The organism is Candidatus Phytoplasma luffae (assembly GCF_018024475.1).
Taxonomy (GTDB): Bacteria; Bacillota_I; Bacilli_A; order Acholeplasmatales; family Acholeplasmataceae; genus Phytoplasma; species Phytoplasma luffae.
On record NZ_CP054393.1, the window covers coordinates 26343 to 39924 of the forward strand.

Below are 13582 nucleotides of genomic sequence, written 5' to 3' on the forward strand. Positions count from 1 at the left end.
ATTATTTAATTTTAAATATATCATAATTTAATATATAACTTGTTTATTATTTTTTTTAAAACCCAAAAGAAAGATTTTTTTAATAATAAAATAATGATTTTAGTTAAATATGATAAAAGAAATGATTTAAAACCTTATTTTTATTTTGCTCTCGAAGAATATATTTTAAATAATCTTTTAAAAAAAGATGAGATATTTTTTTTTCAATGGGTTATTGAAGGTATAGTTATTGGTAAAAATCAAATTATAGAAAATGAAATTAATTTAGATTTTGTTCGTAAAAACAAAATTGATGTTTTTAGAAGACCAACAGGTGGCGGTTGCGTTTATAATGATTCAGGCACTTTAATTTTTAGTATTATTGTTAAAAAACAAGATAAAAATTTTAATTTTAAAAAATATTTATCTAAAATTGTAGAAGCTTTTGAAAAAATAGGGATTAATTTATGTTTGAGTGCTAGAAATGATATCCTTTTAGGGGATAAAAAGGTTTCTGGGAATGCCTTTTTACAAAATAAAAATGGTATTATTATTCATGGAACGATACTCTATAATTGTAACGTTGACACTATGGTAAGATGTATCACCCCAGATCAAGAAAAATTAATTTCAAAAGGTATTCAAAGTGTTTCTTCTAGAATTGTCAATTTACAACAACATTTAAAAGGTATGACAAAAGCAGAATTAAGCGCTTATTTAAATAATTATTTAACTAATAAACAATATATTTTAAACAATCAAGAAACTAACGAAATAGAAGAATTATCTAAAAAATATTCTTCTTCAGAATGGATTCTCGGAGAACATCCTCAATATAATAAAAAATTAAAAAAACATTTTGATTGGGGTTGTTTAGAAATTTTATTATCTCTTTCAAAAGGTAAGATTGAAAAAATGTTTTTAAAAGGTGATTTTTTTCATAAAAAAGATAATTCATTAGAATTTTTAGCTCAGTTCGAAAATATTCCTTATACTCAAAGAAGTTTAAGAGAAATTTCAAAAAAAATAGATATTAGTGATTATATTTTAAACTCTAATAACAAAGATTTTTTTGATTTATTAGAAACAGGAATTTTAGATTTATAAATATAAATAAATTTTTTTATTTATATTTTTTTTATTTTTTTCTCAATTAAATATAAAAAATATAAATAATCTAAATTAATTTAGTCTATAAAGTGGCACTTCTCTTGGATTAGCAGCAGCAGTTTCCTCCTAGTTCGGACCCAAAAAGTATAGAAATCAAAATTAAACTTTTTAAAACAAACTATTAATTTCGTATTATTAGTTATAAAAATTAAACAAACCAAATCTTAAATTAAATAAGATTTGGTTTGTTTTATAATTAAATCTTAAATTAAATTTTTAAACAAAAAAAGATATTTAAAAAAATGTTTAGAAGATTTTATTTTTGATTTTAAAAAAATTATTCAATATTTAGAAGACGTTAACAATTTCAATATTATTTTAATTAAAAAAGAAACAATAACAAATTACAATCGAAAACTTAATAAATTTTTTTAATTACAAGAGCATTCAAAAATTAGAAACTTTTAGATTTGAAAACATAAAAGAACTGACAGAAAAAGAAACAAGAATCATTATCAAACTCTATATTAATTATTACAATAACTACAGAGAAATAAAATACAATAAATATTTAAAACCGAACACTTTTTTAAATAATTATTTTGAAAAAAATAATTATTTAAATTCTAATTTATAAAAAAACATTAATTATTTTTTAATTAAATATTTATACAAAATATGAAATATATTAAAAACACCCTCTTAAAAAAAGGACTGAACTTATTGGTTTTTTATTTTTTTTATTTCTACATGTTATAATAAAAACAAATAAGATTGATTTTTTAAAAAAATCTAATTTTAAATTAACTATAAAACGGTTTTAAGCCTTGATAATTTTAAAATTATAATTTAACAATAATAAAGGAAAAGAAATATCAATATGTATTATTTTTCTAACCAAAAAACTCTAATCTCAAAAAATATTTATCCATTATAGGCGTAGGTTTTTGTATTTTTGTTATCGCTATTAATTTTATTTACAAATATTCTGATAGGAAAGTTAATAAAGAATCTTCTATTGAAATAGCCGAAAGTATAATACAATCAAATAGAGAAAATCCAGATGGAACACCTAAACCTCCTTTACAAGAAAAAGAAAGAAAAAATTAACTAATGGTAATTATAAAATATCTTATCAAGATGAAAATTCTTAGATAGAAATAACCCCTAATAATAAATTAGCGAAATTATATATAGAAAGCGATTATCATCATGATTTGGATGTTTTTGATCAAGATGAAAAAAATATTAAGAGTATACATTTTGTTGATGATTTTTTGAATATAAAGTATTATAATCGGCCAAAAACAATGATTCCTTCTAGAATGTCTTCTTATCCTCCTGATAAATCATCTTCTTTTCGTTTTCTTAAAAATCCTTCCAACAACACTTCTTCACCATATTCAGTTTATTACGACATTTCAGAAGAATTTAAAGGTACAAAGATTCGCCAAAATAAACATTTAGTAGGACAAAATGAGGTGTTCCAAAACTTTAGACACTTTTTGTTTTTTAAAATTTCTTTAAGGCTAACTATTAAGTTAGTCTTTTTTTATTCTCTAAGAATAAAATTAATTTTCATATCTTTTCTAAAAACGTTTTTAGAAAGGGATTAAATGTTAAGAAAAAAATTATTTAAAGATTTTTTAAAAAATAAAAAGAATTTAGAAATAAGAGATCAATTAATTGATCTTCATTTGCCATTAATAAATAAAATTGTTGGTAAATTTAAATATTATCCTAAATTGCTCCAAAAACAAGATTTATATCAAGAAGGAGTTTTAGGATTAACGAAAGCCCTAAGTAATTACCAAGATTTAGGTTATGACTTTATCGCCTATGCAAAACCAACAATTAAATCTGAAATCAATGAACTAATAAGAAAAAGTTATTCTCCTTCAATCCCACAAAAATCTACTAAACCAAACAATATTAGTTTTCAAGAAGAAAAATATCAACCTTATAAAATCAGCAACCCCAATCCTCATCAATTATGGTTAAAACAAACAAATCACGAATGTTTGTTAAAAAAACTAAAAAAGAAATTAAGTAAAACAGGATTTAATATTATTTGTTTAAGTTTTGGTATCACTTTAGACAACATCAACGAAACTTATCAACGACCTCATACCAACCAAGAGATCGCGCTAAAAATAAATTTAAAACTTCAAACAATAATCAACATCAAAAAAATAGCTATTCTAAAATTAAAACCTAAAAAACCAATGGAGAAATAAAAAAATGTTAAATAAAGTTCAATTAATCGGCCGCATCACTAACGCCCTAGAATCACAATACATTCATATTAATAATGAACAAATCACAAAAATTGATTTCAACTTAGCTATCAACAATAAAGATAAAGTTCAATTCATCCACTGTGTTGCCTTTCGTAATCAAGCAGAAAACATGAGTAAATATTTACACAAAGGTTCAAAAATATATATAGAAGGAACATTATCTATTCAAAAATACACTAATAACGAAAACCAAAACAAAACCAATACTAAAGTTATTTTAAACAATGTTATCTTTTTAGATAATAACCCCCCAACCCAAAATTAAAAAGGAGTCACTAAAATGACAAAAAAAGAATTAATCAAAACTATCGCAGTAATGCATAAAACTTCGGTTACTCAAACCCAAGATTTTTACAACTCGTTCGAAAATGCTTTAATCAAAGCAATCACATCCAACGAAGAAGTGGTATTATCACCTTCAATTGGCAAATTCATCTTAAAATCAAGAAAAGCCCGCGTGGGAAGAAACCCCCAAACAGGTAAAAAACTCAAAATCCCTACAAAAACTGTGGTAAATTTTAAACTTTCTAAAACTATTAAAGATGAAGTCAAAAACCTTAAATTAAAATAAGGAGAATAAATTATGTTTATTTTTTCATTATTTGCAACAATTAGCAATTTTATCTTAAATTACTCTAAAGGATTTAGCACTACCGAAATCCTTGAACGAAGAATAGACGGAATCCAAACAACGATTTTCACTATTCTTATTGTCTCTGGTTTCAAACCTATTTTTAAATTAATTGCAAATATTTTGATTTTCGTCAAAGATTTGATTTTAGGCCTCTTTTTCCCCAACAAAAAACTCCAAAATTTAGAAATCCAAAACGCCAAACAAGAATATTTAGAAAAACAGTTATTAAAAAAACTAGATAAAATAAATGAAAACCAAGAAAAACTCCAATCCCAATTAGAAGTGCAAAAAGTAAAAGTTGCTCATTGGCAAGAGAAAAAAGCAAGAAAAAAAATACTAAAATTAAAAAACAACAACAAACCTCACGGAAAGGAAAATGAAAATGAATGAACTTAATTTCGCCATTGGATTTATCGTTGGCGCCCTATTCGCAACTGCTTTAATGTTTATTATCAAAAAAATCTTTTTTAATTTTTTTCCATTACCAGAAATTAATAAAACAGATGAAACTAAAAAAGATAACAAACCCAATAAATCATCTTCAATTATTCCAAACCCAAATAACAATTCAAAAGAAAAAAATAATTTAGAAAGTGAAAATAATTAAATGAAAATTAATAATTTAAACCAACGAACTTCTGAGTGGTATAATCATCGCAAAAAATATATCAATGCCTCTGAAATAGGAAGTATTACAGGAAATGACAAATTTAGAAGTTTAGAACAATTAATACATGACAAAATATTTGGAACAACATTTACAAGCAATAAATTCACCGAACACGGCAACAAAACCGAACCCCTAGCGAGAACTTTTTTTGAAAAAATAACTAATCTAAAATTCCCTGATACCATCTTTACTGATGATACTTTAGATATGTTTTCTGCAAGTCTTGACGGTTATAACGAACAAACCAACACTTTATTAGAAATTAAATGTCCTTATGTAGATGAAAATAACAACATCTCCTCTACTTGGAATGGTTTCTTTTCACATAAAAAAATCCCTTCTAATTACTGGGCGCAAGTTCAATGTCAATTATATTGTTCTCAATCTAAATTCGCTTATTTCTTTGTTTATTTTAATGACACTAATTATCATGTTGTTAGGGTTTATCAAGATAATAATTTTATTAACCAAATGATTGCAGACGGCAAAAAGTATTTAGAATTATTAAAACTCAATAAACAAGAATTACAACAGACAACTTATTTAAAAAAATTAAGTAAATTTAAAATATAAAAAAAAGAAAGGAAACTAAAAATGAAAATCCAAAAAAACCAAAAATAATTATTAAGAAAAAAACAATTTAGAAAGTAACAAAGAAATAAATAATTAATACAAAGGAGAAAAAACATGTCAAAAAAAATAATTATCACTAAAAAACCAAATAAAAAATTAACCAAAACCCAAAACCCAAATCAAAAAATATCAATCCCAGAAACAAAAAAACTCAATCATCACATTTCACCCCCAACTCCTAATATCAATAAACTAAATTTATTAAAAATAATTACTTATTTAACTATCATTTTATATTTTATTTTACATGTCAACGTTATTTATTACCAAAACCAAATCCCTTGGTTAACAACAGGAATCAATAATTTTATCGATTTAATTAAAACAATTTTTTCAGGAGGAAACAAATAATGAAAACACAAAATAAAAATAAAATATTAATTATCATAACATTTGTAATTGTTCTATTTTTCTCAATTATCTCAATTTATGCTTTAAACGATTACTTTAACAAACAAAGAAAAGAAAAAATAAATTTAATAAATGATTTTCCTATTTTCACTGTTGAACGAACGGGTGGCAACAACGAAAATCAAATACTTTTGCCGATTTCAATTCCTAACTTAAGCCAAAAAAAATACAATCACTTAATTACTATCGAACACGAAGCAATCCTTAACTCAAATGGAATAGATATTTCAATACCCTTATATTTAAAATTATCAACCCAATATAACACTAACCAATCCTTTAACAACCCAGAAAAATATTTAAACATAAGCCTCAAAGTTAATAACAATGATTATGACGACACAAAACGTCCCCAAATGATATTAAACGACAAAGGTATTGGAATTATTAAAATTCAAATTAGCATCGAACAAAAAGAAATCATCAATTCCAAAAACCCTCAATTAGAATTAATTTGTGATTACGAATTAGTCGATTCCCAAGGTAAATCTTTCGAAGGCGGAAATCAAACTATCGAAAACAAAATTGCTCAATTAGCAAAATAAAATATTAAAAGACTAAACAAAATTTGTATTAGTCTTTTTTTATTTTTCAGAAAGGTATTAATATGAAAATGAATATTAAAAAAAATCAAAATAAAAATTTAAATCCAACTAATTTAATAATAATCATTATAACATCTATCATTTTATTTTTAGGAATTCAAGTTTGGATCCACCATCAAGCTTTAATCGAAAATCAAACCCAAATCCTAAATCATCATAAAAGATTAGAAACCCAAAACAAAACTAACCAAGAAACTAAAAAATATTTAGAAGACCAAATAACTAAAAATAATTCATCACCAGAAAAAATTCAAACTTTTTCTTCATCAGAATTACAAGAAAAAACAATAATCCCGAACGATAACCAAGAAGAATTATTATTTAAACCTTCTAACAACAATAAATTCCCAGGATTCAACCAACTAATCGGTTTCAAAGAAGAAAAACAAGCATTAGATGGATTTATTGATTATCTCAACAACAAAGAAAACTACCAAAATATTGGAGAAATCGAATCTCCTCTAGGTATTTTAATGTATGGAGCCCCTGGAACAGGAAAAACCACTCTCGCAAGATCCTTAGCCAAAGAAACTAATTTACCCTTCTTTGAAGTAAGCAGCTCTTTATTCTCACAAAAATACAAAGGTATCGCCCCTCAATTAGTCAAAGATTTATTTATGACAGCTCGCGAAGAAGCAGCCCAAAACAATGGCGCAATCATCTTTTTAGATGAATGCGAAACTATCTTTACTGATTTAAGCACTTTAGAAACTGATTCAGAAATTGCCAATGTTGTGAATCAATTCAAAACTGAATTGACATCTTTTAAAAACAACCCTGAAAAACCTATTTTCATCATTGGAGCTACAAACCACATTAACCAAATCGATGATGCCATCAAATCAAGATTCACTTACAATATCGAAGTCAAACCAGGCAACAAAGAAGAAAGAAAACAATTCCTAGAATTTTTAATCAACAAACGTAAAAACCCTTATAGTGAAGAAGCCAAACAATACTTATATGAAGTCATTAACGAAGCTTTAGAAATATTACCGCCAAACCATCAATTCAAACAAGCCAATCGTACTTTGGAAAACCTCTTAAAAACAACAGTAACAATCTTTGCGAAAAACAGAGGTCAAGGTGAAACTAGAAGAAATGAAATCAACAAAGAAGATTTAAAACAAGCATATAAAATGATAATTTCTCCTAATATAAATATATTAGACCAAATAGAAAAAAACCAAAAAGGAGATGAATAATATATGTTAACACCATTTGACTTAATCAAAGGATTTTTATCATTTAAATCTTATTTCACCTGTTTTTTAATAGCCACTACCATCTTTGGTCTATTTGTTTTCTTTAAAAGAAAACTTTCACCCACTCAACAATCAACAACATCATGGAAAGGCTATTTAACTTATTTTTTAATTATAATTGGTATTTTAAGTTTCATTTATTTATGTTTCTTTCATAAAACAGAACCATCATCTAAATATGCAGGGCAATTAGTCAATAAAATCGACAAAGCCATCGATAAATACGAAAATACAATAAATAATTACAAAGGATTAAAAACTAATTGGGAAAGTGAATTAAAAAAATGTGAAGATGAATTAAAAGAACTTTACAATGCCCAAGAATCCTCCCAAAAACAAAAAGAACAAATCCATGAATTGTTAGAACAAAATGAAACAAAAATTAAAGAAATAAAAGAACAATTAAAAAACACAACAGGTAACATCACTATCTTAAAAGGCAAGCTAACTCAGTTAGAAAAAGATAAAGAAGATAATGAAAGAAATATTAAAGCAACGGAAGAACAAATAAAAAATACTACTGACAACGTTGAAATGCAAAAATTGCGAAAAAGATTAGAAGAACTGCGAACCCAAGAAGGTAATATAATCAAACAAATCTCAGAAATCAAATCTGAAATCGAAGGACTAGAAAGTAAATACAGTTTGTACTCCGAACAAATCCGACATATGGAAGACTTAAAACAAGATTTAGAAAAAAGATACGATACATTAAATAATGATGAAAAGTCTTTTTTTAATAGCATTAAATCCAAAGAAAAAATACAATCCGAAATCAAAACCAACATTTATCAAATCACCAAAAAACTTGAAGAAATCAAATTAGAAAAAGATTTATATACATCCCTAAAAATAAAATATCGCGAAATGCATAACCGCATGCAAACCTATGAAAAAGAACATGAAGCATCAGCTGGAAACATAGTAAAATGGGGATTCAAAGCTTTTGATAAAGTAACTGACTTAATCCCCGCTAAATATGGTATGAAAATTATGGGCAAAGCAGTTACTTTTACACGTAAGTTCGCTCAAGGTATGTCAAAAGCTACTTTAGTTCTTCACGAAGGCCACCGTTTGTGGCATTTATATAATGAAGTCGCGCAAGAAAACAAAGAACATCCACCAATGATTACCGAAGAAGCTTTAAAAATGTATACTCAAGACATCGACCGTGATTTAGCCAAACTTGACGCCGACTACAAAGATTACGAAAAAAAGCTAGAAGAATATAATAATCGCATAGAACAAGATAAATTAGGTCAAGAATTACAAAATTCTGAAAAATTAATTAAAAATAATAAAGATGAATTCAAATCTTGGATCATCGAATATAAAAAAATTACCGATGAATTAATCCAACAACGAAAAAAAATAATAGGAATAAACGAATTAAACAAAAATGAATACAATTTAACCTTAGATTTAGAAAAAGTTCAAGATGAAAAAGCCATAATTGAAGATGAATATTTTAGACAAAGAAATCCCAACTATGCCCGCGCCCAACAACGCCTTCAAGCTAGACGAGTTGGTAAAATCCCTGAAATGGTTATGATACCAAATAAAAAATAATTTTCCTTAAACATTTTATTCATAAAATTATATAATAGTGATATATTCATATTTCAATATTTGATAATAATCACTATTATCAGAAAGGAAATGAAATTTATGAATAATAATTTTTTTCAAAAACATTTAGTAACTATTATTATCACATCTCTTTTTGGAATAGCGATTATAATTGGTTTTTATCAAGGATTTAATGATTATCAAAACGAAAAAAATTATTTATCTCCTTTAGAGAACAAACCCCAACAAATCCCTTCAAAAATAAAACGTTCTACGGAAGAAACACCCCAACCGAAAATTAAAACCACTGCTGCTCGTTTCGACCAAATTAAAACTTATGTTTTCTCAGAATCCGATGACAATACCTTACTACCAAATGACCTTTCTGAAGAAGAAAAAACAGAGATTGAAAAAATAAAACAAAAACTAATTAATAATTTAAAATTTTGTAAAGATTGTCGTCAGCCTTGGATTGACGAATACCAAACAAAAATAAACAACTTAGAATCCCAACGCCAACCCCTAATTTCTCAAATCGAAGAACTAAAAAAACAATTAACATCATTAGAACAACAATTAAAAATAGTTGCAAGTGAAAAAAAAGAAAAAGAAAAATCAGTTTTTCAATTGTGGGATGAAACTCAAAGACCTGCATTAGAAGAACTGCGAACCCAAGAAGGTAATATAACCAAACAAATCTCAGAAATCAAATCTGAAATCGAAGGACTAGAAAGTAAATACAGTTTGTACTCCGAACAAATCCGACATATGGAAGACTTAAAACAAGATTCAATTAAAAGTTTAAATAGGGATATCGAACAAGATAAAAAAACAGCTGAATCTTCCCTCAACTCCATCTACACAATCACCTCGACTGAGGGATAAAAAATAAAAGGAGTCGTTAATAATGATTAAATTAGAAAAACAATTATCTTTGTTTAGTCTATTTTTTATCATTTGTTTAGGATTATTATTTATTGTTGATAACAAACAGGTTATGGGTATGAATAATAATCCATCCCAAAATAATTCAAATGGCGATAATAATATAGATGAGTATAGGATTTTTCAAAATTTATTATCTATACAAGAAAGAACAATTCAACAAATTATTAATGCTCTTAGAAATCATAATTCAGAAGTTGAAATTAATACTTTGTTAAATCAAAGCGAACAAATACACCAACAAATAATAACTCATCAACAAAGACAACTCAATAATCAGCATCAATTTATGATAAATTTTGAACGCAATATAACAAAAATTCAACTTGAAAGAGAACATTTATCATTAATACAAGAAATGAATACAGCTATTAATAATATACCCATTTATGCTTCAACAGAACAAATTAACGTGCTAAGAAATATTCAAATAAGAATGGACCAAAACCGAAGACAAATAAATATTATAATTCAACAATTACAAAATAATCCAAATCCACCAAATAACAATCGAAGACGATAAAAGAAATAAAAAAAATTAGAAAGTAGGTTTAAAAAATGAAAAATAATAATCAAATTAATGTTTTTGATATTGCTAATTATTTAATTAGCCAAACGGATACTAATAAATATAAAATTTCCAATATGAAAATTAATAAATTATTATATTACATTCAAGGTCATTATATAGCCCAAACAGGAAAAACACTTTTTCCAGAAAAAATTGAAGCATGGTTGTTTGGTCCTGTTATTTTAAATATTTACAGTGAATTTTTCAATTTTGTTGATAATCCAATTCCTAATGATTATGTTTGTAAAGGTGCTAGTAAAAACGAATTAACTACAGAAGCTAAAGAAATTATTGAAAAAGTAATTAATAAATATTCTTCTTTCAGTGCCAGAGAATTAAGTGTTAAAACTCATGAAGAAGTTCCATGGAAAGAGGCTTATAATCCTCGTAAAAAATGGCAAAATAACATCATTACTCACCAATTATTAGAAAAATTTTTTAAAGATAATATAATTTAATTGTGTAAGGGGTAAATTGCTGTTTGAAAAATTTAAATAAAGATAATTTTGAAGAAATTATCAAAACAATTCATAGTGTTTGTGTTAGTATTTCTAGAACTAAAAACTTAAGAAAAAATAACAATTCTAATCCACAAGACACTGAAGCTATTTATAGAGATAATATTTTTGTACAATTAAACAGTTATCCTTCTTCGTTCGAAAATTTCGTTAATTGTGAAGCTAACAATAATCATGGCAAAACAGATATTATAATACCTTTTAAAAATGAAAAAAAGTACATAGCAGAATGTGCTACTTTAAAAGAAAAAGATTGTGGTTATAAAATTGAAAAAAAATATAAACAACTAATTTATAATACAACAGAAAAAGATAACAAAATTTCATTAATTTTTTTTGTTTTAAAACGAGAATTTAAACCTAATCAAATTTTAGAAGAAATTGAAAAAATTATTAAAAAACAAAGCAATAATAATAATTTTCATAATAAACAAATAAAATATAAAAATAGTGATTGGATTATAAAAACAAGAGTAAAACAATTCCCTGAAATAGATTTTTATATTCATATTGGGGTTTATAATTTTTTTTATGATGAGAAATATTCTAAAATTCAAAAATAAATTCCTCTAAAACGCATTATTTTGCTCCTCTCGCTGTGATTAAATTACAATTAATTTTTTAAACCTTAGGGATTGATTTATACACCCTTAAATCCAATTTAGCCTCTAAGTGACCTTCAAAAAACCTTGTAAATACGTATTTTTAATTTTTACAATTTTGGCATAAATTAAAACGGATCATTTTTAAACCTAATTTATAACCACCCCTCTAGTTGAGGGGTATTTTTTTATACCCAAATCACAAAAAAAAGGAGGTAAACAATTATGTCAAAATCAATCAAAATTCCTTTTATCTAAATATTTCATCATTATTTATTTATTATTATTTTTGATTTGTTGTCCTTCTATCTCCGCTCATCCTTATTTTCATCATCAATCTAAATCAAAAATAAAACTATCTGACTACCAAACCCTTCAACAAGAATGGTTAGCGACCCAACCCAAAATGAAAAGATATGACATTCCTGTTTTATCTAAAGAAAGCATCCCTGATATCTTAAAATATTTTAATATCAAAGCTTATCTTTATGATATTTCAACTCCCTCCTACAATCCTTATGATTACACTTTCTTCGACGCTAAACTCAAAAACCCTCCTTCAGGTTTAATTGGGGCTTATTTCAAACCAAGACATAACCCTTTTAATATCAAATATCCTGATGAAGATGATGAATTCACCTTAGAAGAACTCCTTGATTACGGAATAGCCATCGAAGAAGCCTTTGTCTTTTGGGATACAAAACAAAAACCTCAAGAAGAAAATGTAAATATAGAATTAATAATAATTGAAATGTTTGCTGACCAAAACAAAGAAGAAGCAATTAATAATTATTTAATCAAAAACAACATCATTAAAGAACCAAAACTAATTAAACTAGGTTGTTATAACGCAACACCTCATACTGGATTAGTATTGCCTTTACCTTTTGGAAAATTTTTATTTGAATTTGAAATTGATGCCATTTATTTTGATGACGGCATAAGGTTATTATCTGAAAATCGAAATATACAATCTCTAAGAAACCGATTAGAATGGAAACAAGAATTTCTACAAGAAGTTATAATAAAACAAAATTCATGTGAAGATACACATTTCAAAACTGTCTATCAAGAAAGCATTAATGAAATTAATGAAAGCATCAATCAAATAAAAGAAGATATTATTAAATCTCAATCATATACTATCGAAGACTTAACAAAACTCTCAAATGGTGCCAAAAACATCTATCTTTTCTTCCTTAATGTTCAAAAAAGAAAAAAAATTATTGAACTCCCTGACTCTTTAGACCCTTATCAAACTATCCGAGATTGGAAAAGAGAAAACAACCTTTATACTTTCCCTCCTTTAATAAAAGAAAGTGAATATAAAGAAGAAACAGAAAAGCGAAATTGGGATATTGAAATAACTTCTCCTTCTTATAAAAAAATAGATATTCCTTTTCAAATTAAAAAAATATTCCAATGTTTAGAAACTGATGATTGTATTTATTTTGTAGTTTGTAATGATACACTCCAAATTAAACTCGCCGAACAATATCGTAATGCTTATATAAATTGGTTAAAGCAATGTTACATTCAATATGGATGTTCTTATTCAGCTCAAGAAATAAGAAATAAATTTGGAAAAACATCGAGAATTATTTATGATGAAAACGGAAATACATGTTGGTATCAATATGTCCCAGGTTTTTTCTCTGATGATTGGATTGTTAATGGTCATAATTGTGTTGGTAATTCTAATATTTTTTATAATTTTTATAACACCACTCCCCCACCCAAAAGAATTGAATTAAGCTTTAAATAACAATT

The 13582-nt window shown here is 25.7% G+C and carries 17 protein-coding genes; all 17 read left to right on the forward strand.

The features are described from left to right. Positions 1 to 93 precede the first annotated feature (93 nt). The 17 genes from LFWB_RS00115 (at position 94) to LFWB_RS00195 (ending at position 13577) form a co-directional block, all read left to right on the forward strand. Complete coding sequence (locus tag LFWB_RS00115; protein WP_210954716.1) at positions 94 to 1086, forward strand: lipoate--protein ligase; 993 nt, start codon at positions 94 to 96, stop codon at positions 1084 to 1086. 1220 nt (positions 1087 to 2306) lie between these two features. Further along, entirely contained in the window at positions 2307 to 2705 is a 399-nt protein-coding gene (locus LFWB_RS00120; RefSeq protein ID WP_210954717.1) for a hypothetical protein, read from the forward strand. Continuing rightward, on the forward strand, positions 2706 to 3326 hold the full coding sequence (locus tag LFWB_RS00125) for a sigma-70 family RNA polymerase sigma factor (RefSeq protein ID WP_210954482.1): 621 nt from the start codon (positions 2706 to 2708) through the stop codon (positions 3324 to 3326). It abuts the gene before it with no gap. Between the two features lie 4 nt (positions 3327 to 3330). Then, complete coding sequence (locus tag LFWB_RS00130) at positions 3331 to 3654, forward strand: single-stranded DNA-binding protein (protein ID WP_210954483.1); 324 nt, start codon at positions 3331 to 3333, stop codon at positions 3652 to 3654. Between the two features lie 15 nt (positions 3655 to 3669). After that, complete coding sequence (locus LFWB_RS00135) at positions 3670 to 3960, forward strand: HU family DNA-binding protein (protein WP_210954484.1); 291 nt, start codon at positions 3670 to 3672, stop codon at positions 3958 to 3960. A gap of 12 nt (positions 3961 to 3972) precedes the next feature. Then, positions 3973 to 4413, forward strand: coding sequence for a hypothetical protein (locus LFWB_RS00140; RefSeq protein WP_210954485.1), 441 nt, complete (start codon positions 3973 to 3975; stop codon positions 4411 to 4413). After that, a complete protein-coding gene (locus tag LFWB_RS00145) occupies positions 4406 to 4630 on the forward strand; it encodes a hypothetical protein (protein ID WP_210954908.1) in 225 nt (74 codons plus the stop codon). Before LFWB_RS00140 ends, LFWB_RS00145 begins: the two co-directional genes overlap by 8 nt. After that, positions 4631 to 5266: a YqaJ viral recombinase family nuclease gene (locus LFWB_RS00150; RefSeq protein WP_210954501.1), complete on the forward strand. Its 636-nt coding sequence runs from the start codon at positions 4631 to 4633 to the stop codon at positions 5264 to 5266. 114 nt (positions 5267 to 5380) lie between these two features. After that, complete coding sequence (locus LFWB_RS00155) at positions 5381 to 5677, forward strand: hypothetical protein (RefSeq protein WP_210954487.1); 297 nt, start codon at positions 5381 to 5383, stop codon at positions 5675 to 5677. Then, on the forward strand, positions 5677 to 6282 hold the full coding sequence (locus tag LFWB_RS00160; RefSeq protein ID WP_210954488.1) for a hypothetical protein: 606 nt from the start codon (positions 5677 to 5679) through the stop codon (positions 6280 to 6282). The genes LFWB_RS00155 and LFWB_RS00160 overlap by 1 nt, the downstream gene beginning before the upstream one ends. 68 nt (positions 6283 to 6350) lie before the next feature. After that, positions 6351 to 7547, forward strand: a complete 1197-nt coding sequence (locus LFWB_RS00165; protein WP_210954909.1) for an AAA family ATPase — start codon at positions 6351 to 6353, stop codon at positions 7545 to 7547. Between the two features lie 3 nt (positions 7548 to 7550). Next, a complete protein-coding gene (locus LFWB_RS00170; RefSeq protein WP_210954590.1) occupies positions 7551 to 9176 on the forward strand; it encodes a DNA double-strand break repair protein Rad50 in 1626 nt (541 codons plus the stop codon). Between the two features lie 99 nt (positions 9177 to 9275). After that, positions 9276 to 10061 carry a hypothetical protein gene (locus LFWB_RS00175; protein ID WP_210954531.1) on the forward strand — a complete coding sequence of 262 codons (786 nt, stop codon included), beginning with the start codon at positions 9276 to 9278 and terminating at the stop codon, positions 10059 to 10061. 22 nt (positions 10062 to 10083) lie between these two features. Next, on the forward strand, positions 10084 to 10644 hold the full coding sequence (locus LFWB_RS00180) for an SVM family protein (protein WP_210954530.1): 561 nt from the start codon (positions 10084 to 10086) through the stop codon (positions 10642 to 10644). Between the two features lie 35 nt (positions 10645 to 10679). Beyond that, positions 10680 to 11150, forward strand: coding sequence for a Panacea domain-containing protein (locus tag LFWB_RS00185; RefSeq protein WP_210954529.1), 471 nt, complete (start codon positions 10680 to 10682; stop codon positions 11148 to 11150). 23 nt (positions 11151 to 11173) lie between these two features. Next, a complete protein-coding gene (locus LFWB_RS00190) occupies positions 11174 to 11773 on the forward strand; it encodes a hypothetical protein (RefSeq protein WP_210954528.1) in 600 nt (199 codons plus the stop codon). A gap of 445 nt (positions 11774 to 12218) precedes the next feature. Continuing rightward, on the forward strand, positions 12219 to 13577 hold the full coding sequence (locus tag LFWB_RS00195) for a hypothetical protein (protein ID WP_246454243.1): 1359 nt from the start codon (positions 12219 to 12221) through the stop codon (positions 13575 to 13577). Positions 13578 to 13582 lie beyond the last annotated feature (5 nt).

Coding starts and splice junctions, on each gene's coding strand:
- LFWB_RS00115 (WP_210954716.1), top strand. CDS start 94: ATGATTTTAGTTAAATATGATAAAAGAAATGATTTAAAACCTTATTTT.
- LFWB_RS00125 (WP_210954482.1), top strand. CDS start 2,706: ATGTTAAGAAAAAAATTATTTAAAGATTTTTTAAAAAATAAAAAGAAT.
- LFWB_RS00130 (WP_210954483.1), top strand. CDS start 3,331: ATGTTAAATAAAGTTCAATTAATCGGCCGCATCACTAACGCCCTAGAA.
- LFWB_RS00135 (WP_210954484.1), top strand. CDS start 3,670: ATGACAAAAAAAGAATTAATCAAAACTATCGCAGTAATGCATAAAACT.
- LFWB_RS00140 (WP_210954485.1), top strand. CDS start 3,973: ATGTTTATTTTTTCATTATTTGCAACAATTAGCAATTTTATCTTAAAT.
- LFWB_RS00145 (WP_210954908.1), top strand. CDS start 4,406: ATGAATGAACTTAATTTCGCCATTGGATTTATCGTTGGCGCCCTATTC.
- LFWB_RS00150 (WP_210954501.1), top strand. CDS start 4,631: ATGAAAATTAATAATTTAAACCAACGAACTTCTGAGTGGTATAATCAT.
- LFWB_RS00155 (WP_210954487.1), top strand. CDS start 5,381: ATGTCAAAAAAAATAATTATCACTAAAAAACCAAATAAAAAATTAACC.
- LFWB_RS00160 (WP_210954488.1), top strand. CDS start 5,677: ATGAAAACACAAAATAAAAATAAAATATTAATTATCATAACATTTGTA.
- LFWB_RS00165 (WP_210954909.1), top strand. CDS start 6,351: ATGAATATTAAAAAAAATCAAAATAAAAATTTAAATCCAACTAATTTA.
- LFWB_RS00170 (WP_210954590.1), top strand. CDS start 7,551: ATGTTAACACCATTTGACTTAATCAAAGGATTTTTATCATTTAAATCT.
- LFWB_RS00175 (WP_210954531.1), top strand. CDS start 9,276: ATGAATAATAATTTTTTTCAAAAACATTTAGTAACTATTATTATCACA.
- LFWB_RS00180 (WP_210954530.1), top strand. CDS start 10,084: ATGATTAAATTAGAAAAACAATTATCTTTGTTTAGTCTATTTTTTATC.
- LFWB_RS00185 (WP_210954529.1), top strand. CDS start 10,680: ATGAAAAATAATAATCAAATTAATGTTTTTGATATTGCTAATTATTTA.
- LFWB_RS00195 (WP_246454243.1), top strand. CDS start 12,219: ATGAAAAGATATGACATTCCTGTTTTATCTAAAGAAAGCATCCCTGAT.